Source organism: Cohnella phaseoli (assembly GCF_003386235.1).
GTDB lineage: Bacteria > Bacillota > Bacilli > Paenibacillales > Paenibacillaceae > Cohnella > Cohnella phaseoli.
Window position 1 is genome coordinate 114468 of record NZ_QRDZ01000026.1, and the last position, 26586, is coordinate 141053.

General features: G+C 54.8%; 21 protein-coding genes. 2 read left to right on the forward strand and 19 right to left on the reverse strand.

Going from position 1 to position 26586, the window contains the following annotated elements:
- Nucleotides 1-188: 188 nt before the first annotated feature.
- From DFP98_RS27220 to DFP98_RS27285, 13 genes are all read right to left on the reverse strand, one after another.
- Complete coding sequence (locus tag DFP98_RS27220; RefSeq protein WP_116063789.1) at nt 189-3176, reverse strand: sensor histidine kinase; 2988 nt, start codon at nt 3174-3176, stop codon at nt 189-191.
- Between the two features lie 3 nt (nt 3177-3179).
- Nucleotides 3180-4523: a response regulator transcription factor gene (locus DFP98_RS27225; protein WP_116063790.1), complete on the reverse strand. Its 1344-nt coding sequence runs from the start codon at nt 4521-4523 to the stop codon at nt 3180-3182.
- A 48-nt stretch (nt 4524-4571) separates the two neighbouring features.
- Nucleotides 4572-6053 carry a glycosyl hydrolase family 28 protein gene (locus DFP98_RS27230; RefSeq protein ID WP_181917970.1) on the reverse strand — a complete coding sequence of 494 codons (1482 nt, stop codon included), beginning with the start codon at nt 6051-6053 and terminating at the stop codon, nt 4572-4574.
- Between the two features lie 40 nt (nt 6054-6093).
- Entirely contained in the window at nt 6094-7569 is a 1476-nt protein-coding gene (locus DFP98_RS27235) for a glycoside hydrolase family protein (protein ID WP_116063792.1), read from the reverse strand.
- A 6-nt stretch (nt 7570-7575) separates the two neighbouring features.
- The gene (locus DFP98_RS27240; RefSeq protein ID WP_116063793.1) at nt 7576-8418 is read right to left on the reverse strand and encodes a carbohydrate ABC transporter permease; all 843 of its coding nucleotides are present in this window, start codon (nt 8416-8418) and stop codon (nt 7576-7578) included.
- 1 nt (nt 8419) lies between these two features.
- On the reverse strand, nt 8420-9388 hold the full coding sequence (locus DFP98_RS27245) for a carbohydrate ABC transporter permease (protein ID WP_116063794.1): 969 nt from the start codon (nt 9386-9388) through the stop codon (nt 8420-8422).
- An 84-nt stretch (nt 9389-9472) separates the two neighbouring features.
- Nucleotides 9473-10903, reverse strand: a complete 1431-nt coding sequence (locus tag DFP98_RS27250) for an ABC transporter substrate-binding protein (RefSeq protein WP_181917971.1) — start codon at nt 10901-10903, stop codon at nt 9473-9475.
- Between the two features lie 252 nt (nt 10904-11155).
- Entirely contained in the window at nt 11156-11632 is a 477-nt protein-coding gene (locus DFP98_RS27255) for a C40 family peptidase (protein ID WP_116063796.1), read from the reverse strand.
- Between the two features lie 265 nt (nt 11633-11897).
- Entirely contained in the window at nt 11898-12986 is a 1089-nt protein-coding gene (locus DFP98_RS27260) for a cation diffusion facilitator family transporter (RefSeq protein ID WP_116063797.1), read from the reverse strand.
- 625 nt (nt 12987-13611) lie between these two features.
- Nucleotides 13612-14793: an asparaginase gene (locus DFP98_RS27270; protein WP_342772512.1), complete on the reverse strand. Its 1182-nt coding sequence runs from the start codon at nt 14791-14793 to the stop codon at nt 13612-13614.
- A gap of 406 nt (nt 14794-15199) precedes the next feature.
- Entirely contained in the window at nt 15200-16084 is an 885-nt protein-coding gene (locus tag DFP98_RS27275; RefSeq protein WP_116063799.1) for an ROK family protein, read from the reverse strand.
- A gap of 193 nt (nt 16085-16277) precedes the next feature.
- The gene (gene thrC, locus DFP98_RS27280; protein ID WP_116063800.1) at nt 16278-17681 is read right to left on the reverse strand and encodes a threonine synthase; all 1404 of its coding nucleotides are present in this window, start codon (nt 17679-17681) and stop codon (nt 16278-16280) included.
- 97 nt (nt 17682-17778) lie between these two features.
- Nucleotides 17779-18726 carry a TRM11 family SAM-dependent methyltransferase gene (locus tag DFP98_RS27285; RefSeq protein ID WP_342772513.1) on the reverse strand — a complete coding sequence of 316 codons (948 nt, stop codon included), beginning with the start codon at nt 18724-18726 and terminating at the stop codon, nt 17779-17781.
- 164 nt (nt 18727-18890) lie between these two features.
- Between DFP98_RS27285 and DFP98_RS27290 the strand changes: the two genes are divergently transcribed.
- Nucleotides 18891-19718, forward strand: coding sequence for a sugar phosphate isomerase/epimerase family protein (locus tag DFP98_RS27290; protein ID WP_116063802.1), 828 nt, complete (start codon nt 18891-18893; stop codon nt 19716-19718).
- Nucleotides 19719-19768: 50 nt separating this feature from the next.
- Here DFP98_RS27290 and DFP98_RS27295 read toward each other — a convergent pair whose 3' ends face one another.
- Nucleotides 19769-21136: an FAD-dependent oxidoreductase gene (locus DFP98_RS27295; protein WP_116063803.1), complete on the reverse strand. Its 1368-nt coding sequence runs from the start codon at nt 21134-21136 to the stop codon at nt 19769-19771.
- Nucleotides 21137-21236: 100 nt separating this feature from the next.
- Between DFP98_RS27295 and DFP98_RS27300 the strand changes: the two genes are divergently transcribed.
- A complete protein-coding gene (locus DFP98_RS27300) occupies nt 21237-22286 on the forward strand; it encodes a LacI family DNA-binding transcriptional regulator (RefSeq protein WP_116063804.1) in 1050 nt (349 codons plus the stop codon).
- 61 nt (nt 22287-22347) lie between these two features.
- On the opposite strand, the gene DFP98_RS27305 is transcribed toward DFP98_RS27300, so the two are convergent.
- The 5 genes from DFP98_RS27305 to DFP98_RS39255 all read right to left on the reverse strand — a co-directional run.
- Nucleotides 22348-23052 (reverse strand): hypothetical protein, encoded by a 705-nt coding sequence (locus DFP98_RS27305; RefSeq protein WP_116063805.1) that lies wholly within the window; start codon nt 23050-23052, stop codon nt 22348-22350.
- Between the two features lie 77 nt (nt 23053-23129).
- Entirely contained in the window at nt 23130-24353 is a 1224-nt protein-coding gene (locus DFP98_RS27310) for an MDR family MFS transporter (RefSeq protein ID WP_116063806.1), read from the reverse strand.
- Nucleotides 24354-24532: 179 nt separating this feature from the next.
- Nucleotides 24533-25333 carry a hypothetical protein gene (locus DFP98_RS27315; protein ID WP_116063807.1) on the reverse strand — a complete coding sequence of 267 codons (801 nt, stop codon included), beginning with the start codon at nt 25331-25333 and terminating at the stop codon, nt 24533-24535.
- Between the two features lie 291 nt (nt 25334-25624).
- Nucleotides 25625-26221 carry a Uma2 family endonuclease gene (locus DFP98_RS27320; protein WP_116063808.1) on the reverse strand — a complete coding sequence of 199 codons (597 nt, stop codon included), beginning with the start codon at nt 26219-26221 and terminating at the stop codon, nt 25625-25627.
- Nucleotides 26222-26233: 12 nt separating this feature from the next.
- On the reverse strand, nt 26234-26586 hold a 353-nt coding region (locus DFP98_RS39255; protein WP_181917972.1), incomplete at its 5' end, for a Uma2 family endonuclease.

Below are 26586 nucleotides of genomic sequence, written 5' to 3' on the forward strand. Positions count from 1 at the left end.
TTAAGTCAAGCGGATTTGCTAGAGAAGACAAATTCTATGCCGTTGTCTCTCCTCCCATTAACAAAAAAAGACGCCGCTTCTGCTCGATCACGAGAACAGCGCGCGACGTCTATCTTGTTTACAGTATTATGTCCGATTTCAAACCGGATTCCCATTCAAAATTCGACTCATTTGGTTTAAAATTCTCATCACATTTCCGCCCCGACTGGCGTTGCGATCGAGATCGTTACCGTCGTCCCGACAAACTCCTCGCTGTCGATGGTGAACTCAAGCCGCTCGCCGTAGTAAATCCGCAAGCGCTGATAGACGTTAGCCAAGCCGACGCCGCTGGACCGACCCGATGAGCCGGATTCGGGCTGAGATGCCGGAGCCTTTGCCGGTGTTGCCTTTGACGATGCCGCCACTGGCGATGCTGCTTTTGACGGTGTTGCCTCCGGCGATGCCGCCTCTGGCGGTATTGCCGCTGAAGATGCGGCTTCCCCCGACAGAGCTTGCCGTACCTTCAGCAGGTCCTCTTCGCTCATCCCGATTCCGTTGTCGGCCACCGACAGTACAAACCGGCCCTCTGTCATCTGCGCGCGGATCGCGATCTCTCCGCCTCCGTACAGCTCTTCGATGCCGTGCTGGAGCGCGTTCTCGATAATCGGCTGCAGCACGAACTTCAGAATCGGCTCCTTCATCGCGGATTCGTCCAACTGCCAGAGAACGGTGAATTTGTTCTGGAACCGCAGCTCCTGGATCGTCAAATAATTTCGGGCGTGCTCGATCTCATCGGACAAGGGAACGACTTCGCTGCCTTTATTAATCGTGAATCTGAAAATTTTGGCCAGCGAATTGACCATTGTACCCACCTCCGCCGCTCCGTACTGCCGCGCTCTCATATTGATCGCCTCCAGCGTGTTGTACAGAAAATGCGGGTTGATCTGCTGCTGCAGCATGCCAAGCTCGGCCTTCATTTTCGACGTAACCAGATCCTTCTCCCTTAGCTGCTTATTGACGTTATCCTCCATCAGCCGACGAATCTGCCGGATCATCCGGTTAAAGCTCTCCACGAGCCGCCCAATTTCGTCCCGCGACCCGGGAGCCTCATCCTCCTGCGCATCCGGCATGCTTTCCTCTTTCTCCACCGCCGTCGTTAATCTTTCGATCGGCTTGACGAGCAGCAGCGATACGTTCCACACGGCCGCGAGAATAATCAGAATGAGCAGAACGATAAGCAGAATAAAGCGGTGCAGCATGTCGTCGATCATCAAATACATATCGTCAATCGTTCTGAAAATATAGGCGGTCCACCCCTCGTCCCCGATCGGGCGGGAGACGATAACCTGATTGCTTCCTTCGACCTTCTCGATCAGCGCGCTCCCGGCTTTCCCCTGATCGCCGCGCCATTGAGCGAAAGCTTCTTCCTTGAACCCTTGTGCCGACGCATTCGAATAGACGAAATCCCCGGAGCCGTCAAGCATAACGAAGCTCATCTTTCGATCGGAAGCGACCGACGAGAACGCCTCTTCCTTGAGCACAACCTGCAGATAGGCTTCGATTGTTTTCCCCGTGGAAGGCGAAGGCAGCGACAGCTTCTTGATCAGCATCAGCGAAGGGTGTCCGTATACGTCTTTCAATCCGGTAATCCACACCGTCCGCTCCGGCTGAAGCTCGGACAACAGATCGGGATCGATGGAGCTCAGCTTAAACAGCGTTAAATTGTTAAAGAAAGCCGAGGAATAGCGTGCCGAGCCTCCCGCGTCGTACAGGACGAAATAGGACAGATCGCCAAGCCCCGGATAGCTGGCCACGGTGAAGTCGTCGATATTTTCCATGAACGTGTAAGGTGAAAGCAGATTGGTCAACCGGCTGTCCGTAGACAACCGGTTCGTCAGGCCCTCGTAGCCGTCCATCCGGTCCCTGAGCTCCACGACGAGATGGTTGGAGGAATCGACCGACAAATCCACGGCTTTATCGAACACATAGTTGTACATAAGATAGAGATGCATGCCGACAGCCGTCAACACCGGGATCAATACCGACGTCAGCAGCATCAGCAGCACCTTGCTCCGAATGGACAGCCTGGAAAACCGGGTTCCGGAAAAACGCTCCTCGGGAATGCGCTCCAGGTCGAGCTCGTTTTCCTTCTTCCAGACGACCCTGGCAAGCATCCGGAAAGGATACATGATCAGGTTGGAGAACTTGAGGGAAATCAGGAAACAAACGAGCAGCGTGCCCAAGAAAAAGCCGACATAGATTTTGGAGAAGCTTGGTCCCCACAGCGTGCTGCTTCTCTCCCGCTCGAAAAAAGCGATGTGAAAATCATATGGAGAGACAGCCTGCGTTCTTACCTGGTACAGCCCGTCAATCTGCTGCTCCCATTGCCGCGAGCCGTTCTCGATCCGCTGCGCGGCGGCGGCCAGCGCTTCCTCGCTCGGCAGATTGGACCAGAGCGTCTGCCGATTCTGATCGAACACGCCCACGTATCCGCTCCATATGCCCGAGGAGGGCAGCTCGGCGGCAAATATCCGCTCGTCAAGCACGATCACGGATAATACGTTTAAATAGTTAACTCCGTTGTTAATGATCAGATGCCCCTCGACGCCCGCGAAAAATCGATTAAGTCGCTGCCAAGAATCGTCGGGGATACTCCCTTTCTTATCCTTCAGAACGTCCGTAAACATGCCCTTGGGAATGAAGGTCGGCATACTGTAATACCGGGTGAACGAATCCAGCAAGCCCGCACTCCGCATCTCGTCGATCCATGGGATATGCTCGTCGGGGAGCAAACGGTTCGTCGCGAACGACTTGCCGAAATTCTTCTGGTTCAAGTTATCCCCGATAAAATAAATCCGATCCACCAGCCCCTGCGGCAGATGAAGCTGTTCCAATCTGGAGTCCAGCTCCCTCCGAGCCGTCGCTTCTTCCTCAGACGAACGCAGATTCAGGAACGAACGCGCGTATTTCGTAAAATCCGAAGATTCGATCTGCAGCGCCAAGGAGTTCATCTCGCTCAGCTTGGCGACGATTCGGCTCTCGACGTGCCGGGACAGGTTCTGCTCGGAGGCGCTCTGGATTTCCGTGCCGACATCTCTCGTATTCCAATAGCTGATCCCGATCAGAATCGCTTCGGACAGCATGGCAAGCAAAAACGCAATCAGCACAAGGCGATTGCGATAATAACGGAACCTCATGGCCTACCGCCCCCCGGACTCTGCCTGATAGAAGGCGTTGCGGTATTCGACCGGAGATTGCTTGGCATATTTCTTGAACACCAGCGTGAAATAGCGGGGGTTCTCGTAACCGACCCTTTCGCCGATTTCGTGTATTTTGTAATTCGTCTGCTTTAACAGCGACTTGGCTTTCTCGATTCGATACAAAATCAAATAATCGATATATTTCTGCCCGGTCATTTCCTTGAACAAGAAGCTCAAGTAGCTCGCGTTCAGATGAACGTGCCGGGCTACGTCGTCCAAAGTAATGGTCCGATCATAATTTTCCTCGACAAAGCGCTTCGCTTCTTCGATGAGACGGTGCCCGTTCTCCCGTTCAAGCTCCCCGCCAATCGTTTCCTCACGGGCTTCCGACGCAGCCTGCTCCTCCTCTTCGCGAGCGGACGGCGCGTGAAACAACGCTCCCGCTTCCCGATTAGAAAGTCGGATACGCCCCGGACCGGCCACGGTTGGTCCCATCACGTAAGACATATGCGATTTCAACAGCCCCCGGAACCGCTTCAGTCCCAACACGATTCGCTCCATTCGCGCTCGCAAATGCTCCGGGCTCCGCTTAAGCTCCGCAACCTCGTCCGGATTCGTTAAAATCAAAGAAATTTGCCCCTTGTCATCGACCTCGTGATAGCCCATGCCCTGTTCGTCCCATAGATCCTGCATCAGGTTGTCGAGCGTGAAGAGAATCAGGTTCCATTCCTTATCCCCTACTCCCCTGGGCCGGTCGGGATAGGAGTCGAGACGAAGCAGGCACACCGCGTATTCTCCGTTCTCCTCCAGCATCACTTCGGAAAAGGCGCTCTCCAGCTCGATTGCCTCGTCGGTCATCGCCCGTTGAAGCAGGTCGCGAAGAAATTTTCGACGCAGGTGATGCGCAGACAGCTTCGCTTTGCGTTCGAGCACGGCGGCTCGCTCCTGCACGTCTTTCTCCCGATCGATCAGACGCGCCGCTTCAGCCAGAGCCTTCTCGTACTCTTCGAAATCGAGCGGCTTGAGCAAATAATCAAGCGCCCCGTGTTTCATGCACTTCTTGGCGTATTCGAAATCGTCGTAGCCCGATAATACGATGATTTTAATATGCGGGTATCGCGCTGCGACCTTCTCCGCCAATTCGAGTCCGTCCATGAGGGGCATGCGAATGTCCGTCACGAGAATATCCGCCGGAGCAAGCTCGAGCGCCTTCAGAGCGAACAGCCCGTTCTCGCAATCGTCGGACACTTCGATTCCGAACGCGGAATAATCGAAGCTCCTCAGCCCCTGCCTGATCTCATATTCGTCGTCGACGATCATCAGTTTCAATTTCTCGTTGGCCATTCGCGATCCCCTCAGTCTCCGCTAGATGTTGGCTTTATTATAGGGAACTTACGGACGAACGATCAAGCTCAGCTCGCGAACGAAATCGTTCGTCCGGAAGTTCGCCTCCTCCATCGTTTCGAGCTGCCGTCCTCCCGCATACAGTCCTTCGATCCGGACATTCTCGATAAGATGCTCCGCGTCTGAGCCGTGGAACAGAGAAGGCACGCCTTCGGGAATACGAATATCGCGAAAGACGATGTCGCGAATTCGCCCCGGCTCTTGATCGACCGACCAGCGGTCCTTAAAGATCAGACATGCCATCGCATATTGACGCTCGTCCTCGATACGCATGTTCTCAAAGCGTACGCCGCTGATCGTTCCGGAATCTCCGACGATAATGCACAGGGAGCCAAGCTCCTCCGTCCAGGTCGGCAGACTACGAACGATGTCGCAATCCTCGAAGACGATGTTCCGGATGTCCGTGCGCGTCTCCCCGGTAATGCCGAAGCAGCGTACCTTATCGTTCCATACGACGCAGCGGCGTACCGTAATGTCCTGCCCTCCGATCGCCGGAGGGGCGGCCATCGCTTTGACGACAACGGCGTCGTCACCGGTGCGGATCAAGCAATCCTCCACCGTTACCCGCCGGCTGTTGACGATATCGATTCCGTCGCTATTTTCTCGGTAGCCGAACAGCGTCAGATCCTTGATCGTGCAGTCGCTCGACTTCGCCAGATGCACCGTCCAATGCGAGGTGCCGACCATCGTCAGTCCTTCGACCTGCACGTTGCGGCTATTCGCAATCAGCATCGCTTTGCGGGCGTGCCAGTCGAGCATGGACAGATCGAGGATTCCCCGTCCGAGAATCCGGACGTCCTCCGCCCCGTCCGCAACGATAAAATCCTCATATACTTTTTGCTTCGCCCAGTCGCTCGGGTCGATCGGAGGCTCGTCTTCCGGAACATATGCCCTCAGCACCGCGCCGCCCGCAATATAGAGAGTTTGGCCTTTTGTCAGCTTAAGCTTGTCGACCTTGTGCAGCCCCGGACCGTAATAGAACACGCCCGGATCGCCTGGCTTAGGGATGTCCCGCTCCGGCGCATGAACTGTAAGGAACAACGGTCGTTCGAGATTCCCGTTCGTTTGCACGATCAGCTTGCAAGGTCCGTTAATGGGAATCCGCACGCTCCGATCCTCCGCGACTTCGGGAACGATCCCCCGCGATAACGGATGAACCGATGCGCTGCTTACCCCCTCGGAACAGTGCGCTGCCAACGTAACCTCCCCGGGACCGGACATATACTCGAAGGAGGCAAACGATGCCGGACCTCCGCTCGTCACCGGGGCCGCGTATACCGGGATTTCTCGCCCGCCGACAGTAATCCGCCAATCTCGGGACAGCACGAGACCTTCCGGATCGGCGGCGAACGCATCTTCTCCCTGACGCCTTAATCTTTGCTCGTCGACCGCGTACCCGATTCCTTCCGGGGCGGGATAAATTCGGATCCGGGCGGAGCCGATTTCGTAAACATCGGGATCTTGCATCATCGTTCCTCTCCTCGTCGCGCTTTTGCGCATCTTTCCAATCCTATTTGACTATTAAATCCTTGGCGTATTCGTTGATCGTAAAATGCGGGTCTTGCGTCGACTTCACTTTCTCCCCGTTGATGACAATGTTGTCGAAGACCACGTCCGAAATAATACGATCGTCGCTCCAGCCTGCAACCTTGATCTCGTTCGTACCGTCTGAATAGGAGGTAATGTTTTTGTAGCGGATTCCGCTCATTGCTCCCGGCCATGCCCAGTTGCCCTGAATCGCGCCGAAGTAGAACGAGGTGTCCATCTGCAAATTGATGAGCCGTTTCGCTTTCTCTACCCGGATATTCTCGAACGAGATGTCCTTGAACTCGGTGCCGTGGAGGGCGAAAATATTGATCGCGGAACGGTCCGGCAGCACATCCGGATGATCGCGGTCGTCGTAATTGTAAAGAACGTCGATGTTATCGAACTTAATATTTTTGAAATAGGCGGCGACCGTCTCCGCCCCGATTCCGATCGCATTGTTGGCGTCCGCCCATAGCTGGGAGTTCCGGTATGCGATGTTATAGACGGGAGGCGCCTTCGCCGGGTCCTCTTCCTGAGACATCCCCTTGATCGCGACAGCGTCGTCCGCGGAACGAATAAAGACCCCGTCGAACACGATGTCGTGGCTGCTCACGATATTGAAGCCGTCCGAGCTGGCGAAGCGCGGGCTTACCGCTTTGTAATTCAGAACGTTCACGTCGCTGCTGCCGTACATGGACGAGGTCCAACTGTTCGTATCCCGATTGACGATGATGTCCCGGATCGTGGAATGCGTTACGCGGCTTAATGCAAGCGCGATATCGTCGTATTCGTCGTTGCTTCTGTAATCGTTCAGCAGAATGCCTCTGCCCCTTACGGTTACGTTGGTTGCGTCATCCGCCCGAAAACGACCGCGGACGACTGCCCCTCCGCTAATATAGAGCGTCTGATTGGAATTAATCTTCGTCGGAACCGAGCCGTACTCGCCCAAGTCGTGGAAACCCGGCTCGAAGAAAAGCACGTTCGCGTCGTTCGCATCCGGAATGTCCGTCTCCGGCGCTTGCGCGAACAGATGCAGCGCTTTGCCCTGATAGTTGCCGTCCAAGACGAGCGTAACGTTAGCCGGGCCGTTCAGCTTAAACGTAATGGCATTGCCGCTGCGCTCGCCGCGTATCCCCAACGATCGCGGAACGAGCTCGAAGGTCTGATAATCGAAATTCGGCGTGATCGTAATCGTGCTGGCTCCCGGCATATCGAAGTATCCGTAGGAAACCGGCTGATTCCAGCTATTGCTGCCGGCGTTGTAGAGATCGATCGCGGTTTCTCCAGCCTTCACCGTGAAATCCTCCGATCGGTAATTGACGGGCAAATCCTCCGGCGCGGGATACGCAATAACGGGCTTCTCTTCGACTTCCGGCGTTGCGGTGCTAGCCGAACAGCCGTAAAGCATCTGCGCGCAGGCTAGAAGCAGCACGGCATACAGTAGCGTTTTCCTGATCATTCTCGTTCACCCCTTAATCGCGGAAGATACGACCCCTTCCACCAGATAGCGCTGTCCGAGGAAGAAGACGACGATAATCGGCAGCACGAACAAAATGAGCCCGGCGCTTTGCACCTGCGTCAGCGTAATGTCTTTCTGGCCGGGGAATACGTAACCGATCGAGAACAGCGCCGTCGCAAGCGGATACTTGTCGTTCTGCAGAAACATAAACGGCGTAATGTAGTCGTTGCCCCACGAGCCGTTGAAGGAGAGAATCGCGACGGTAGCGATGACGGGCAGTGAAATCGGCAGGAAGATGTTCCAGAAAATCCGGTACGTCGAGCAGCCGTCGATCGTCGCCGCTTCCTCCAGATCCTTCGGAAAGGTCGCGAAAAACTGCCGGTACAGAAAAATGCTGAACGCGCTGCCGCCAAGAGCCCAGAAAAACCACGGCCAGAACGTGTTGATAAAGCCGATCTTAAAGAAGATCACGTACGTCGGAATCTGCGTCACAATTGCCGGCAACATCATGGTCGAGAGCATCAGCAGGAACAGCACGTTTTTCCCCGGAGCCCTCAAACGGGCGAAGCCGAAGCCTACAAAGGCGCTTGTCAGCGTCGGAATGAGGACGGAGATCGCCGTGATGATGATGGAATTTCTCGCAAAGTTCCAGTAGTCGATCAGCGTTACCGCGTACTTGTAATTTTCCAAGCGAAAGCTGGTCGGCCAGAAGGTCGAAGCCGATCCGACCGTCTGCACCGAGTTGGTCAGCAGCCAGTAGAGGGGCACGACGAACAGAATGGACAGCGCAACAAGCAGCGTATAGATGACAATTCGGAACGGCTTGTTCCGAGCGCCTGCATTCACCATCTTATCTCCCCTCCTGATCGACTTCGTAAAATACCCATAGTTTGCTTGTCGAGAAGACGATCACTGTCAGCACCAGGATCATAATAAACAGAACCCATAATAGAGCAAGTCCGTAGCCGAAACGGCCGTAAGCGAATATCTGCTGAAAGGCGTGAACCGAGTACACGTAGTTCGGTCGAATCGGCAGAGACAGCAAGCTGTTGGAGTTGGCCGCAAGCAGAATCGGCTGCACGAAGATTTGCAGCGAGCCGATAATGTTCATAATAAATTGGAAGAAGAGCACCGGCGTCACGAGCGGAATCGTAATTTTGACGAAACGCTGCAGTGCAGTGGCTCCGTCGATCGCCGCAGCCTCGTACAAATCTTTGGAGACTCCTTTTAAACCGGCCAAGTAGATGAGAATTCCGCCTCCGACTCCCCACAACAGCATGATCAGAAGCGGTACCATCGCATAATCGTAGCCGAGCCAATCGACCGGCTGCAGTCCCAAACTTTCCAGCGCGTTGTTCACGACGCCGTCGTCCACGAATAGCGATCTCCACATCGTGCCTACCGCGACGACGGGAATAATCGAAGGAATAAAAAACAGCGTACGGTAAAGGCCGATATTTTTAATATTTTGATTTAGCAGCACCGCCAGCAAAAACCCCAGAATGGTGCTTAATGGAACCATAATGCCGGTAATCAGCAATGTCCGGCCAAGCGAATACATCGCGTCATTGTCGGTGAACACCTTATGGTAATTGGCGAAGCCGACGAATTTCAGGCGGTCCATATTAAACCCCGCATAGTTCGTAAAGCTCAGATAGAGACCGTAAAGCAGCGGAATCAGTCCGAGTAAAACAAAGACGACGAACCAGGGGGAGATAAATACGTAAAATTCCATCGCTTCCTTAAAGCTTTTCCCGCGGAAGCGCTTCGGCTTGGCGCCAAGCGCGGGCGCCGTGCCGGATGCGGCAGGTCGAATCATCGAGGCTCGCCTCCTTTGTGATGTGCCGGATTTGAAAAGGGGCACCGGAGCGTACTGTCTCCGGTAACCCCCTTGAATGAATCGTTACTCCGGGCTGATCAGATCCTTGCCTTCCGCGATCAGCGTGTTCAGCTCTTCCGTCATCTTCTGCGCGGCTCCGTCTACCGTATCCTTATCGAAGTAGACCGGCGTGAAATATTTTTCGAACACCGAATTCACCGCCTGATAGTTCAGGAAAGGACTGTAAGGCAAAGTTCCTTCCGTATATTGCAGCTCGTTCTGAATAAAATCGTAATTCAACTTGTCGAACTCGGTCGTCTGCGGCAGCATCGCCGCAAGCGTCTTCGTTCCCGGCAGACCGTAGCCTTCCTTCGCCCGATCCTCTGCGGGTTTGCCGCCGAAGAACCATTCGAACACTTCCCAAGCTTCCTTCGGATGCTTCGAATTTTTGTAGATGACCGCCCCCGTTCCGAAGGCCGTCGGGGAGATTCTCTTGCCGCCCTCCGCCATCGGCGCCGGAGCGACGCCAAAATCGGCCAGCCTGTCCTTGGTCAACTCGTTCGTCTTCAGGAATCCGGAGAACCAATACCCCGCGATAATCATCGCCGCTTTATTGTCGACGAACAGTTGGCCGCCCCAATCGGTTTCCTGGTGCAGCGGGCTCGGACCTACGCCGGACTTGGCCGCATCCACCCAGAAATTCAGCAAATCCTTAACCTGCGGCGTCGTCAGGTCCGCCGAGCTGAAATCGCTGCTGAACATGCTGCCGCCCTGCTGAAGCAGTTGAAGATTCATCAGATCCTGGTTCGCCGCCGTGCTGCCGTTAAAGTAAACGAGTCCGTATTGGCTGACTTTTTTGCCGTTCGCTACGGTCAGCTTTTTGCCCAGCTCGACGATTTCTTTCCAGGTCATCGCGTCCGTTGCGCTCGGTACCGGAATGCCTGCGGCTTCGAACATTTTCTTGTTGTAGTAAATCGTAAAATCCGGCGACCAGTCCTTCGGGAATCCGTAAAGCGGCCCCGTGCCTTGAGCCCCTGTCGTAACGTCATAGCGGAAGTTGTTAACGACCGGATAGAAATCGTCCGTGTGGAATACAGAGCTCGAATTAAAGTTTTCCGTCAGATCGAGCGCCATTCCCTTCAATACATAACCGGGCAGCTCGTTAGTGTTCGTGCGGATAATGTCCGGTCCGTTACCGGCCGCCATCATCGCCATCAGCTTATTGTAATCTGCGGATACGAGCTCAACCTTGATGTTCGGATGGGTTTTCTCGAATTCCGCGACCATCTCGCTCGTGAATTCCGTATCGTACATCGTATGGCGGATCACAACGGGTTTGCCGTCGGACGCGCCTCCCTCCGAAGCGCTAGCCGATGCGCCGGCGCTTGGCGAAGCGGAGCCGGAATCCGGCGAGGAAGCGCTATTGTTCTGCGCGTTGCCTCCGCATGCGCTTAGCGCAATCATGCTGCTCACCAAGAGGGTAGATAACAGAGTGGACCGAAACGCTCTTTTCATTTGAATCCCCCTAGAAGTCTTAAGTAAGTAGAACGTTCTACATTTCAAAGTATAGAGCCGCCAGCCGCCGGCAACAACGCGCGATCTTTTTTGATAGGTACACATTTATTTGGGTTTTGCGAGCGGCAACGGAATTGGGCGGGAGGATGGGGCATTCTCTAAGTGTGCGCAAAAGAAAGAAACCCTAACGTTGTAATAACGCAGGGTTTCTTGGTGGGAAAGCTATATGAACCAGGTATGTTGTTAGTTAGTTTAGAGAACTCGGCGAGCCGTTACGTAAGCTTTCGTCCAGTACTTCGAATTGATGTCGGAGATCATGACGCCTTGGCTGCTGCTGGCATGAAGCATTTTGCCGTCTCCGGCGTAGATGCCGACGTGGCTGATGCCTTTGCCGCCGGTTTTGAAGAACAGAAGATCGCCGACGCTCAAGAACGCTTTATCAACCTTCTCTCCTTTGGAAGCCTGGCTGGAGGAAGTTCGAGGCAGAGAAATTCCCGCTTGATCAAACACGTACTGTACGTAAGAGGAGCAATCGAATGCGGAGGTTTTGCCCGCCGTCGCTCCGAAGCGGTACGGCGTTCCGATATAGTCCTTGCCGATGTCGATCAGGCTTAAAGCTTCCTCCGTCGCCGCGCTGGCTTGAGGCGAAGCTATGAACATTGTTCCGAACAGTCCCGTAGTCGCCAGGCTGCACGCCAACACCAATTTTATCGTAAGTTTGTTTTTCATAAGCTAAGTAAATCCTCCCGGCATCTTGGGATTGCATACAGCATCGTTGCCGGGATTAACTATAGCACATCCGTTTTTACCGAGATTTTTCCAAGGAGAACGCAATCGCCGCCGTTGCGGCTATTCTGAGCTTTTCTTAAAAAACGGTTAGAAAAAATTAATGTTGATTCGCTTTTAACATTTGCGGGTTATACCCCAATTCATTCCATCTGAATCAGGACGTTTGGAATCAGCGATCTGCGGCCGAAAATACAGCGATGGACCGCTAGACCGTCAGTTCCTCATGGCGAGTTTCCGACGTTTCGATCTGGATTGTCGCGTGCTGAATTTTGAATTTCTCTTCGATTGTCCGAATCGCCTGCTGCAAAATCGTTTGCTGATTTGCTTGGTCCTCGACAAGAAGGTGACAGCTGAGCGAATCCATCCCGGACGTAATCGTCCAAATGTGCAAATCGTGGACGTCGAGAACGCCGGGTATGCCGATCAACGCCGACTTGACCGCGCCTTGATCAATCGTTGCCGGAGTTCCTTCCATCAAGATGTGGACGGTATGCTTAATGACGCTCCAGGCGCTGCGCAGGATAAGCAGCGAGACGAGCACGCTGATGATCGGGTCCGCGATGTACCAGCCGAAAGCAAGCATAACGATGCCGGCAACGATGGCTCCGACGGAGCCTAGAGCGTCTCCGAGCACGTGCAGGTAGGCGCTTCTTAAGTTCAGGTTGTTTTTGACGTCTCCTTTGCGCATAAGGGCAAACGCGCTAAGCAGGTTGGCGATAAGCCCGACAGAGGCGATCAGCAGCATCGACAGGCTGGACACTTCGGGCGGAGCCGAGAAGCGCTGGTAAGCCTCCCACATAATAAATCCGGCAATGACGAACAAGGTAACGCCGTTGAACAGAGCAGCCAAAATCTCAAACCGATAATAGCCATACGTTTTGTTCGGCGATGCCGGTCTGGCCGCGAACCAGAAGGCGACCAAGCTTAGCGCCAACGCGCTGGCGTCGCTCAGCATATGCCCGGAATCCGATAGAAGCGCAAGACTGTTCGTAACGAGACCCCCGACAAACTCCAGCACCATGATCCCCGCCGTGATGATCAGCGCGATCGTTAAGCCCTTTTTGTTCCCGTCTCGATTGCCGTCAAAATGGTGATGATGCCCCCCGATACCGTGATGATGGTGGCCATGATCATGATTGTGGCTGTGGTCGTGATCGTGCTTGTGAGCATGGTCGTGATTGTGGTCGTGGTTGTTAGCATGGTCGTGCTTGTGGTTGTGGTCGTGATTGTGAGCATGGTCGTGATTGTGGTTGTGATTTCTACCTTTATGCTGGTCCTGCACGTGTTTGGACATTTTGTATCCCTCGTTCCATAACATATGAATACTTGCTCATATATTATATTGTTGCATTTGATGAAAATTGTCAATAACATTCTCCGCCTAGCATGGCCTATTTCGCAAAAAGTACGACAGCTCCGACGCTTGAAGATACAATAATACAAATTTAGGTTCGTGAGGCGGTCTTATTGGCGGGAATATGGGAACAGTAACGGGATTAGGTTCGTGAGGCGGTCTTATTGGCGGGAATATGGGAACAGTAACGGGATTAGGTTCGTGAGGCGGTCTTATTGGCGGGAATATGGGAACAGTAACGGGATTAGGTTCGTGAGGCGGTCTTATTGGCGGGAATTCGGGAACAGTAACGGGATTAGGTTCGTGGGGCGGTCTTATTGGCAGGAATACGGGTACAGTAACGTGATTAGGTTCGCCGGGCGGTCTTATTGGCAGGAATACGGGTACAGTAACGGGATTAGGTTCGCCGGGCGGTCTTATTGGCAGGAATACGGAGATGGCAGCGAGGTTTAGCACGTGAGGAGGTCTTATTGGAGGAAACTCCAGGAGCGGCACTGGCAAGAAAGAACCTCTAGCTCCGCTTCGCAGCGGAATTCGAGGTTCTTCCTATAGATATTCGCGAATCTTAGGACGCCAGCTTGGAGCCGTCGATTTCCTGCGTGCCGACTCCCTCGAACCATCCTTTAATCGTGTTGAAATCGTTGGAGAAAGCCAGCGCGAGAATGAGCAGGATGCGGGCATGCTGAGCGTTCAGGCTGTCGCCGGCGATAATTCCTTCGCCGCCGCCATACATCGTGCCCGAGCCTGTGCGAGTTGTCGTTACGAAGATAACGCCTTTGCCGATCGCCTCTTTGCGCGCTTCGCTCATCTGGGACGAGATGCCGCCTGCGCCCGTTCCGGCGGTTACGATGCCTTTGGCTCCGTCGGCCACGAAGCCCCGAATGGCGCCGCCGCTCATTTCCTGGCCATTATAGGCGATGCCTACGATCGGCAGGCTCTTCTTGGCGATCTTCTTCAGATCAAACGGCGTCTTCCAATTCTCTTTGCCTGCTTTTAATGCCCGCGCAGGAGCGCGGTAAATGCGGATCTCGCTCTCGTCGATGTAACCCAAGGCGCCCATGATCGGCGTTTCGAACGTGTCCATGCGGTGAGCATTCGATTTCGTTACATCTCGCACCGCATGAATCATATCATTGAGCATTAGGACGGTTCCGAACCAAGTCGTCTTCCCGCTGCCCGCCAGTTTAATCGCATTGTACAGGTTGGCCGGAGCATCCGTGCCGATAACGTCCCAAGGCCGCATCGCTCCGGTAATGACGACGGGCTTCTCGCTCTGTACCGTCAGATCGAGGAAATAGCCGATCTCCTCCATCGTGTCGGTGCCCGTCGTCACGACCACTCCGTCGTAAAGCTTCAGAGCCTCATCGACGACCTGCGACAGATCGTACAAATCGGCGATGGTATATCCGCCGGAGCCTTTGTTGCCGAATTGGTAGACCGAAACGTCGGCGATTTTATTTTTGTCCGGCAGTTGCTTCACCAGATCTTCCATCAGATAGGTTCCAGCTTTGTAATTTTGAAAGCTCGTCTGGTCCGCCGCCTTACCGGCCAGTGTACCGCCCGAAGCGATGACCATGACGTTAGGAAGCGGAGAGGATTTAAATGCGAAGGGAACCGGCGGAATTTTGACGGAGGGAATCGAGGCGGAAGAGCTCACCGCTGCAAACGCGCCACTCATGCCGTTTAGCAGAAGCAGCAAGGCCAGAATCGGAATCATCATTTTGCGAGAAGCACGAGAATAAGACATAAACATTACCTCCACATGTAAGTTTTCAACCAAGAAGCTAATCGAATCTTAATCTAATGTTATATTATATGACAAATACATCACCCGACCAATAAAACGAATTCATCCTTCCATAGCTCCCTCTAACGCCTATTCCCGCCTCATAGCTCTCTATTTCATTTCATTAATGTAATATTACATAACACAAACATATCATAATCAATTAAAAGGACAGACCCAGGAATTAAAACAGCTCATTATTGTTAGGTTTTATTACATCCGAAGAGGCGAAAGCTCATACGAGAGTTGGTCAAACGAGATGAAACAAAACGAGGGAGCGAAAGAGGTCGTAAAGCATTCGATCAACAAGTCTATATAGCCATTTACATAAAAAAAAGCCCCGAGCTCTCCCTCAGGGCTGTTAACTTTATTTCGATTCTTCAAAAGCGCGAAGCCCGAGGGCGATTGAACCGCACAGGCCCGCATTGTCGCCAAGGCCCGGAGCCACAATGTAGTCCACGATGCCGTCGGCATCCAACGCGGACGAAGCGACATACCCCTTCAGCCCGCTTCGCACCTGTTCGTGAATAAGCGGGAACAGCTGTTTCTGATGCATAACGCCGCCGCCAAGAATGATTTTTTTCGGAGACAGCAGCAAAATCGCGCTCACAAGCGCTTGCCCGATATAGAACGCCTCCATCTCCCATGCCGGATGATCGACCGGAAGCTCATGGCCTTTCACTTTCCACCTGGCTTCAAGAGCCGGCCCCGCAGCCATGCCCTCCAAGCAATCGCCGTGGTAGGGGCATTTGCCTTCGTACGTATCGTCGGGATGACGACGCGTCAACACGTGACCGCCTTCCGGGTGCACAAGTCCGTGCACCATTTTGCCTTCCGCGTAGACGCCGACGCCGACGCCGGTGCCAATCGTGTAATAAAGGCAGCTATCCAAGCCTTTGGCCGCGCCCCAAGTCGCTTCCCCAAGAGCCGCAGCGTTTACGTCCGTATCCCAGCCGATCGGGACCTCGAACACTTTCTTGAGCTCCGGCAGCACCGGGTAGTTGGACCACCCCGGCTTCGGAGTCGTCGTCACGTAGCCGTATTGAGGGCTTGTACGATCGATGTTAATCGGACCGAACGATCCGATGCCGATCGCCTCCACCTGCTTGTCCTGAAAATACGCCTTCACCTGCGCAAGCGTCTTCTCCGGCTGCTCCGTCGGAAAGCTGATCCTGTCGAGCACTTCCCCTTGTTCATTGCCGATCCCGCACACAAATTTCGTTCCGCCAGCTTCTACCGCACCGATAAGCACTCCGTTTTCCCCCGTTTCAGTTATGTTGATCTAGGGCGTGTATGCAAACCCGCTCAGGGGCATCTTTCACCGCCTTTTCGCCCCCTGCTGCGTCACTTTTGCTTGACGTACCCCCGGTACGCCTTCACAAAAGTTCCTTGCACGGAACGAAAATTCGGCAATATCAGCTGTCCTCGGAGTATGCAGACACGCCTTAGTTGTCTACCCGGTAAAAATCCACCAACAGAGCCGCGACCGCTTCCTCCGAATTGTCGACGCTCACCTGTCGCTGCGGCTTGTCGAACAGATCGGAGATACGCTCCGGAAACTTCTGCTCGATGTCAAGCAGCTTGATCGCCTCGTCGAACTTCGCCGGATGAGCCGTCGCCAGAGAAACGAATACTCCCTCTCCTTTGCCGCCTGCACGCTCATACGCCGCCACGCCGCAAGCCGAATGAGGGTCGAGCAAGTACCCGTATTTCTCCTCGTATCCGCGGATTGTTTCCAGACATTCCTCGTTGGAGACGCTGTAAGCCGACAAGTCGCGCTGAATACGCTCGACTTCTTCGGCCGTGAACGCAAGCTGACCTTCCGCTTTGAAGCGATTCATGCGAGCGGTCACTTCCGCCGAATCTTCGCCGAGGAAGTAGTACAGATAGCGCTCGAAATTGCTCGCGATCTGAATGTCCATCGACGGGCTGTGCGTGCTCTTGAATCCTTCCGGCTTGTACATCCCTTCGCGAATGAAGCGCTCCAAAATGTTGTTTTCGTTCGTAGCCAGCACCAGTTGATTGATCGGCACGCCCATTTTCTTGGCCAGATAGCCGGAGAAAATGTTACCGAAGTTGCCCGTCGGAACGCTGACGTTGATGCCGCCCGCACGCACGGCCTCCGGAAGCTTCAAGTAAGCGTAGAAATAATACACGGCCTGCGCCAAAATACGCACGAAGTTAATTGAGTTAATCGCCCGTAGATGATACTTGGCCTTAAACTTCACGTCGGCGAATAAATCCTTAATAATGCGCTGGCAGTCGTCGAAGTTGCCGTTCACCGACAGGTTCAGCACGTTGTCGTCCTGCACCGTCGTCATCTGCAGCTCCTGCACGCGGCTGACTTTGCCGTCCGGATGCAAAATACAAATTTGGATGCCTTCCTTGCCGCGAACGCTGCTGATCGCGGAAGCCCCCGTATCGCCGGAGGTCGCGCCGAGAATGTTGATGACTTCCCCGCGCTTCTGCGCCACGTATGCATACAAATTGCCCATAAACTGCAAAGCAACGTCTTTAAAAGCAAAGGTCGGTCCGTGGAACAGCTCCATCACGCTCAGCTCGTCGCTAAGCTTCGTCAACGGCAGTACGTCAGGGCTCGTAAAACCGGCATAGCTGTCCGCGATCAGCTTGCGCAGATCGTCATCCGGAATTTCCCCGTTCGTATATAGGGAAAATACGTTAAACATCACCTCTTGGAAACTCAGACCCGACCAGGCTTTCAATTGCTCTGCAGAAACAGTCGGAATCGCCTCGGGAACGATCAGTCCCCCATCCTCGCCTAGCCCCATCAGGAACATATCGATAAAGCCGATCGGCGCGACTTTCCCTCTCGTGCTTATATACTTCATCTTTGGTTCTCTCTCCTTAAACGCTCAGATGGACTGGTCTAACATTCTTCATCCATTGTGGACGAAAGCGGCCATAATTTCAATAAGCTGTTCGCGGTTATTCGCATACAAGCACCTGACGCGAAAATCGGCCGCCCTTGTTCACCCTGCAGCGGTCCAAAATCTCGAAGCCGGCGGCCCGTATGAAGCGGTCCATCTCTTCAATCGTGACGACGATCGCCCTGGCGGCGAATCGTCTGGCGCTGAGCAGCATAGCCGCCTTCACATCGTCGGAAAGGACGGAACACAGGTTATAAGGCATATCGATAATCGCAACATCGTATCGCCCTTCGATCTCTCGCATATCGCCAAGCGTCACAGACGAAGGGGAGCCGTAACCGAAGTAAGCCAGATTTTCTCGCGCCCCCATGGCAGCCAGCGGATTAATGTCTCTTCCGACGATGTCGATCCCCAGCGACATCGCTTCCAGAAGCACCGTACCGATACCGCAGCACGGATCGATCGCTCGCACGCCGGCCATACGCGGCACCGCAATATTGACGACCGCGCGAGCAACTCGATTGCTTAACGCCGTTGAATATTGACGAGGCTGATCGCGGTGCTTCATCCAATCCGCATTCCCGCGATGCAGCTCCCCGAACAGCCACCGACCGCCAAACCGGGCGAATCCGAATTCCCGCTCCGGGTTCCGCATGTCCGCCCTCCCCCGTAGACGGAAGCCGACCGCTCGTTCCAGCTCGCGCTTGCGCGCGTATTCAAAGCGCCCTCGTTCCTCGGGGTCATCGTTGTCAACCGCCGTCACCTTGAACGTCGCTCCATCCAGTTCCACGCGCTCCCCCGCCAGTTCAGCCAGCTCCTCCAGCCCGTCGCTCTCGAACAGGACACGAATCCGGCTCTTAATGAACGGACTGCGGCCCGGCTCGACTTCCTCGCAGCTTCTCGTCAGGTTAAACCGACAGTCCGCCCCCAACAGAGAGCGCATCTCAAGCAAGCATAAGCCTCGTTCCTCCTCGGTAGAAGCTATCGCATAAAGGCAGTCCGCCAATTCCTATCCTCACCTTTTACGTATCGTTGTCTCCTTATTGTAAAACGAATCCTTCCCAATGCCAAAATACGAGACAACATTGTCACAATCCCTATTGGAATGTTCCGAAAAAAAGAACTACGATAAAAACAGCAACCACCCGAATCGTAACGGAGGAATGCCCTATGTCTTATTTGTCCGTCAGTACCTGGAGCTTGCACCGTCTGCTCGGCCCTCTTCGATGGACGTCCTGGGACGCCGAGGCCGGGGAGCACCGCACGAACGAAGAGCCTCAGCCGGAAGTCCTTTCGCTTCTGGAGCTGCCCCGCGAAGCCGCGCGCAGAGGATATGCCGCCGTCGAGATCTGCCACTTTCATTTCCCTTCGAAGGGAAGCGCCTACCTGAAAAGTTTGCGACAAGCCTTCGCCGACGCGGCCGTCTCCTTCGACACGCTGCTGCTCGACTACGGAGATCCGTCGACGACGGACGAAGCTCGGCAGGCCGCCGATGGCCGGCTGTTCCGCGAATGGATCGACATCGCCTCGCAATGCGGAGCGAAGCGGATTCGGATCGTCGCAGGAGAAGCGCAACCTAGCGACGAGCAAGCGATCCGCAAATCGGCGCAAACGCTGCGAGAGCTGGCCGAATATGCGTCCGATCGGGGAGTGCGCGTCGTGACGGAAAACTTCAAGGCGCTGACCTCGACCGGCGAGAGTTGCGCCAAACTGCTAAATCAGGCAGGCGACGCCGTCGGCATGATTACGGATTTCGGCAACTACAAAGGCGAAGCCAAGTACGACGAGATCGCGATGACCGCGCCGCGTAGTTCGTCCGTGCACGCCAAGCCCGTATACGACGAGAACGGCGAACCGGATGAAGCCGAGCTCATCCGTTGTCTCGAAGCCGTTCGGGGAACGAGCTACGATGGAGCATTCGTCCTGATCTACGACGGTCCGGGAGATATGTGGGACGGTCTGGAACGGACCAAGCGAATCGTAGCGCCGTTCGTATAAAAAGAAGGAGCCCCGTGTCGAACAATTCCGACGCGAGGGCTCCTTGCCTTCTATTCTACGACGGCTCCGCCGGCTGCAAGCTCCTGCCGAAGAAGGTCGACGTCCAGCTCGCCGGGCTTTATGCCCCACCTTGCGGCCAGACCCGCAGCCGTTCCGGCCGCTTGCCCCGTCGCCATGCAGCTCGGCGTCAGGCGCGTCGTTGCAAGCGCTTCGTGGGAGGTCGAGATGCACCGGCCGCCGGCCAGCAGATTATCTATGCCTTGGGGCAGCAAGCAGCGATAGGGAATATCGTAAGCGCCGTCGCCTTGCACCCAAGCGGCCTTCACCCCTTTACCGGAGGGGTCGTGAATGTCGATCGGATAACCGCTGCGGGCGATCGCGTCCGCAAATCTACGTCCTTGAACGACATCCTCCGCTTGCAGCGCGTATTGGCCATCGATTCTTCGCGTCTCCCGAATTCCGATCTGCGCGCCCACGTTCGAGATCGACGCTTTTTCGAAACCAGGCAGGTTGGCCGTCATGAAGTTCGCCACCATCAACACCTGTTTCCGCCCCAGCTCCTCGGCTTCCGTCAAATCCTCAACGTCCAAGCCGTTTAGTCCCTGCACCCGAGTCGTATTGACGAGTACCTCATCGGACTCCGGCCCGGTAAAAAACAGCACTTGGTCGCGGTTGATCGGCAAATCCGCCTGCTTCCAATGCTTAAAGAAACCCAACACGCCCGAAAGCGGAAGCCTCTCCAACTCGTCGAAGGGGGTTTTCCCGTAGAATTCGTCGGGATGCTCCAGCATATACCGTTTTACGCGAGCCAGATCCACTCCCCGCATCCGAAACTTCATCGTCATCGGCTGGGTCAGACCATCCCCCTCTCGCCCCTGAAGACACGGCGCACCGGCCAGATTGGCCAGATCGGCGTCTCCCGTCGCGTCCACGAATACCTTGCCCTTGACGTCGATTTTTCCCGACTTGGTCGCGAGCCGGACGGATTCAATCCTGCCGCCTTCCGTATAAGCCTCGTGCATCATGCTGTGCAGCAGCAGCTTAACGTCCGCTTCCTTAAGCATATCGACGGCGAGCACCTTGTACATCTCCGGATGATACGGCGTAATCGTATTCGTGAACCCCACCGTATCCCGGAGATGGCCCGGCGAACCGTTCATCGCCGTCAACCGGTCGACGATCTCCTGCGCGATCCCCTTGATAACTTGCTTACCTTGCAGCGTGTGGAAGGTCATCCAGGGATATACGAGCGCCGCGGTCGACATCCCCCCAATAAATCCGTATCTTTCGATCAGAACCGTCCTTGCGCCGCTCCTGCCTGCCGCGATCGCCGCATTTACGCCCGCCGGACCTCCGCCGCACACCACTACGTCTGCTTCTATCGTTTTCAAGCCGTCATCTCCTTCGGAACGAACCATAAAATTTCATCTTGATTATGAAGGAGAAAAAGCCTTAAAGTTAGTTTAACTTTTGTTTAAGATAGGAAAACGCAGCTCTACAGAAAAGAGGAAATCGTTAATGCGACGCAAAAAGGTGACGTTGGCGGATCTCTCGAAACAGCTCGGTTTGTCCGTGCAGACCGTGTCCAAGGCACTGACGGGCAAGCCGGGCATGTCGGAGGAAACGAGAAGCGAAGTCTGTCGGCTCGCGAGGGAGCTCGGGTATTGGACCAAGGATCAGCGCAACGCGCTGACCTACGAGAGAATTTCCCCTTATCCGGTCGTGCGACGGCGCTTCGTTCTTCTGCACAACGAGCAATCCGTCAACTTTAATCGGTTGCTGCTGGCCGGTCTGCACGATCGTTTCACGGAGTTCGGCCATACCGTCGAGCCTTTGCTGCTTCCTCCGGAACTGAAGCCCAAGGCTTTCGACGGCTGGGCGGACAAAGTCGGTTTGCCGTATGCCGAGGGCGTCTTCATCGCCCCCCGGATGGCTGGCGCGGAGCTGGAGGAACGGCTGCTGGCGCTGGCGATGCCGCGCGTTCTGTTGAACTTTCCACCGCCCGAGTCCAAAGTGGATTCCGTTATCTGGGACGTGCACGAGGCGGTCCATCAATCCGTGCGGCATCTCTTGCGCGCCGGACACCGCGACATTTTATACGTGGGAGACGCAGCTTCTCAGCGAGGGTTTCGCTTACGCTGGTCGGCTTTTCAGGAGGCGATGGGCGAAGAGGGGCTTACCGTTAATCCCGAGAGGCATTGCACGGAACGGATGAACGGGGATACCGCTTCATGGGCGCGAGGATTTATCGAACGGTTCAGAAGCTTCCGTCCCAGCGCCGTTCTGTGCGCCATCGACGAACAAGTCGAGCCGGCTTACTATGCTCTGAGAGACGCCGGAGTACGGGTCCCGCAGGATTGCTCCTTCGTCGGCATCGCGAACGAGCAGACCGACCGGCTACCGGCGCTGACGCGGCCACTGCTGCCGATTAAGGAGAGCGGCTACCGAGCTGCCGACCGCCTCTTATGGAGACTAGCGAACCCTAATCTGCCTTACGAGCATATCCGGATTCGCGGAGATTTCTATATCGGGAGCACGATGCTTCATGCCGACAAAACGTCGCCTTGAACGACCGCCTGCCTTGCTCCATATCGTTCGGCGTCATCCGAATCGGCCCACTGCACGTTTCCTATTCAATGACAATTTTAAGGGCGCTCGTCTGGCCCGGATAGGATTGGTTAACCATTCCCGTCGTCCATGCCTTCGCTTCTCGGCCAACAAGCGTTTCGTCGATACTGAGAATCGCTTCTCCGTCTCTATCGATCATTTTCCCGTCTGCGGACAAGCCGACCCAGAACGCTTCTGGATCGTCCGAGTTGCCGTTTTTCTTGTTGTCGTTAACGATCAGCACCCTTCCATTCTCGACGGATTTGATTTTACCGGTTACGGGCGGTTCGTTCTTGCAGCACTCCCAGACGGACAGCTCTAACGGAAACGGTTTGCCCGCCAATTCGAACAGATCGGACTTAAAGGCTTCGACCTCTTCCTCCGTCGGCTCTCGTTCGATATCTCCGTAAGGACGGATCGTCATTATGACGGCCTTCTCGGTCGAATAGACGAGCTGCAATTGAAAGGCATGCTTCTCCTGCAGCGTCTCCCACTGCTCGGTCAGCAAGTTCTGAATCGCCTCCAATCCGTTCGGAGAAGGGGGCGGAACGTTGGACGACATCGCCGACGGCACTGCCGCGGATGGCGACGGGGCATCGGACGGAGTCGAAGACGATGCCTTAGCGGAAGACGGCGAATCGGACGGCGCAGCCGCAGGTTGATCCGAGGCTCCGGCTCCGCAGCCGCTTAACAGAATCGCAACCAGCATGAGGGCTATCTTTCTCATTCTTTGAGCAACCTCCCTACTCGAAGACTATTTTCCATCTAAACGGAAAATCGGGCGAAAAGGTTGCACCTCGTCCACTATTGCACAGTCTGGATGGAAGCAAGCTTCCGCTCTCCCCGCGCATAGAACACGATCGCGCTCACCGCTACGACCGCCATAGTCAAAAACAGCACCTTGCCGTTGTAGCCGCTCAGCAGCATACCGCCGATCCACGGACCGAGAAAATGACCCAGATTCGAAAACGACTGCGCGCCGTAATAAGCGCCTCTCATGTGGTCCGGAGCAATCCGGTCCGTAAGAATGTTGCCAGCGGGAAAGGTCAACATTTCGCCGAAGGTAAACACGACCATCGAGAGGATAAACGTCATCCAGCTGCCCGACAATCCGAAACCGACGTTGCCGAGCGCATAGAAGACAACGCCGATCGCTAGTACGGTCAACGGCTTCAGCCCGTCCGCCCATTTCGTAAAAGGAACCTGCAGCGCGACAACCGTCACCGCGTTAACGCTCATCATGACCGCGAACAGGGCGACCCCGTCGGCGAATCTGTCCCCAACATACTGAGAGAGTGTGACCGTCATCTGGGAATATCCGATCGCGGTCACGACGCCTCCGAGCAAATAATACCGCAGCACGACGTCCCGCCTCACAACGTTCCATACCGACGCGAACGTGTTGACCGCTTTATTTTCCCCTTCAATCTTGCGAATCCCGAATTTGTTCAGCAGCAGATATAAGGACAAGGCATAGGCCAAATAGATGCCGCTGGTAATATAAAAAGGAAGCGTGCTGTCGAGAGCCGCGAATAGCGCCCCCAGCAAAGGCCCCACCGCAACCCCGACGTTGATGGCGAGATAGCGCAGCGAGAATACCTGGAACCGCTTCTCCTTGTCGGTCAGATCGGCCATCAGCGCCTGGGAGACCGGTTCGTAGAACGAGCGGCACAGACCGTTCAGCAGGCTGAACAGGAAAAACAGAAGCACGCTGTCGGACATCGCAAACCCCAAAAACACAACTCCCCATCCGATCAACGCTCCGAGCAATATTTTTCTTCTGCCGAATAAATCGGACAACGTCCCTCCAATGAAGCCGCCCGCCATTCCGGCCAACGATCTCGCACCGATGATGGCCCCGATCATAACCGCGCCGACATCCGTATGCTTGGCCAAATAAATCGCGAGAAAAGGCAAACTCATCGACGAAGCCAGCCGAGCCAAAATCGTGCCCAGCAGCAGGGAATGAACAATAGGGTGGTAGGCGCGGCCGAACTCCGCGAAGTTTTTGATCCATTTGTTAGTCATTGTCGGCCACCTTTAAGAGAATGCTACTATCCTACCTAATATCCGGTTCGTTTGCCACTCCCTTTTTTTGCATGCCGCTAAGCAAAAACACCCTAATAGAAAGAGGCGCAGCCTCCTTAACGATAGGAGAATCCGCGCCGTTTCGGTGTCGGGCAATGACCGTTTATCCAACCGTGCCGTTACTCGATAAGCCGCAGCATTTGCACGACCAGCCTGCCGTCCCCTGCCAGCTTTTTTTCCCTGCTGCGAAGCTGGGACGAACCGTCTCCGTCGAGAAAAATGCCATCTACGAGCTTCCCTTCTCCGATTCGCTCGAGGATCGCTTCGCGAAAAGCGGCCAGAGTTCCCTTCGTCGAGCTGACGACAAGGTACAAATTGCCTTCCTTATCATAGACGGCTCCCGACCGAAGGCTGGTCTGATCCGGTAAAGGCGCCGCCTCCTCTGCCGTTTGCCGCTCCCAGTCTTCGCCGCGTACCAGACTCATACTAATGCCGCCTTGCGCCCAGAAGCGCGCGCGATCCGATACTTCGATCTCTTTCGCCTGGCGGACAACCTGCACGCTCAGCCGATCCGGAGCGCCGTCCCAGACTAACGTCCCCCTGGCATACTTCACGTTCGCTCCTCCGGAACCGTACCGGCCCGTTTCCCCGTGCACCGGCTCGTCGTTAAGAACGGCCACGCTCAGCAGAGCATCCTCGTAGAAAAAACCGCCGTTAACTCCGTAATGAGGCACCGCCGAAACGTTATTGCGAATGACGAGCGGTTCTATGTTGGACGGCCTCGTCCGTAAAAAATGCAGCTCCATGCCGTTAGTCGCTGTCGCCGTTCCATACTCGTACGCCCGCGGCATATTCTCCTCGTCGCTATCGCGGGTCCCTCCGACCGCGCCGACCAAGAAGGCAATCGCCGCAATTACAGCTGCCAGCCCTAGCGCCGCAATGCTTGCAATGCCGATTTTAATTTTCACTGTGCTATTCACCGTATGCTAAACCTCTTTTTCCGCTATGTGCCGATCATGCGAATGGAATCAAAAATATCGCTTAGTTTAAAGGAATATGCAGGCCATTTTACTAGGGCGTGTATGCAAACTCCGAGGATAGCAGATTATGCCGAATTTTCGTTCCATGCAAGGAACTTTTGTGAAGGCGTACCGGGGGTACGTCAAGCAAAGGTGACGCAGCAGGGGGTGAAAGATGCCCCTGAGCGGGTTTGCAGACACGCCCTAGGTTATCCGCTTCATACGACTGCACCAATTCGTACCGCGCGCCCTTCAATTATGCAAATTCAAACGATTAACCTCGTCAAAAGCTTCTCCTAACACAAAAGAGACGCAAGGCAGCTTGTCCGAGGAAACCCGATCGTCCGCTTCGTATATCTCTGCCAGTTCGTAACGCTCGCCATCGAGTCGATATTGCTCCAGTGTCCGCGTCTCGGGATCGACAAGCCAATACTCGGGCACTTGGTGCTTGGCGTACACACCGGCTTTGACCACCTTGTCCCGCTTGCGAGAGCTAGGAGACAGAATCTCAACGACCAGGTCGGGCGCACCTTCAACGCCATGCGGCTTAACGATATCGATGCGGCTGCGATGAATCATTAAAATGTCCGGTTGTACCACATTTACCTTGCTTAAAATGACATCAAACGGAGCGTAAAAGATGGCATAATCTGAACGACAGCTTTGTTTCAAAATAAATTCCAATTCAGAGCTTATCGCCTGATGAACCGCCATCGGCCCCGGAGACATCAGCTCCAGCACACCGTCGATAATCTCATACCGCTTGCCGTCGTCCGGCATCGCCGCATAATCGTCGTAGGTGACCGGCTGCTCGCGAATAACCGGTTCTTCGTCCCGCTTTTTCTTCATTCTCGGTCCCCCTCACATCGGCAAATTCAAACGATTAACCTCGTCAAAAGCTTCTCCTAACACAAAAGAGACGCAAGGCAGCCTGTCCGAGGAAACTCGATCCTCCGCTTCGTATATCTCTGCCAGTTCGTAACGCTCGCCATCGAGTCGATATTGCTCCAGTGTCCGCGTCTCGGGATCGACAAGCCAATACTCGGGCACTTGGTGCTTGGCGTACAGGCCGGCTTTGACCACCTTGTCCCGCTTGCGAGAGCTCGGAGACAGAATCTCAACGACCAGGTCGGGCGCACCTTCAACGCCATGCGGCTTAACGATATCGATGCGGCTGCGATGAATCATTAAAATGTCCGGTTGTACCACATTCA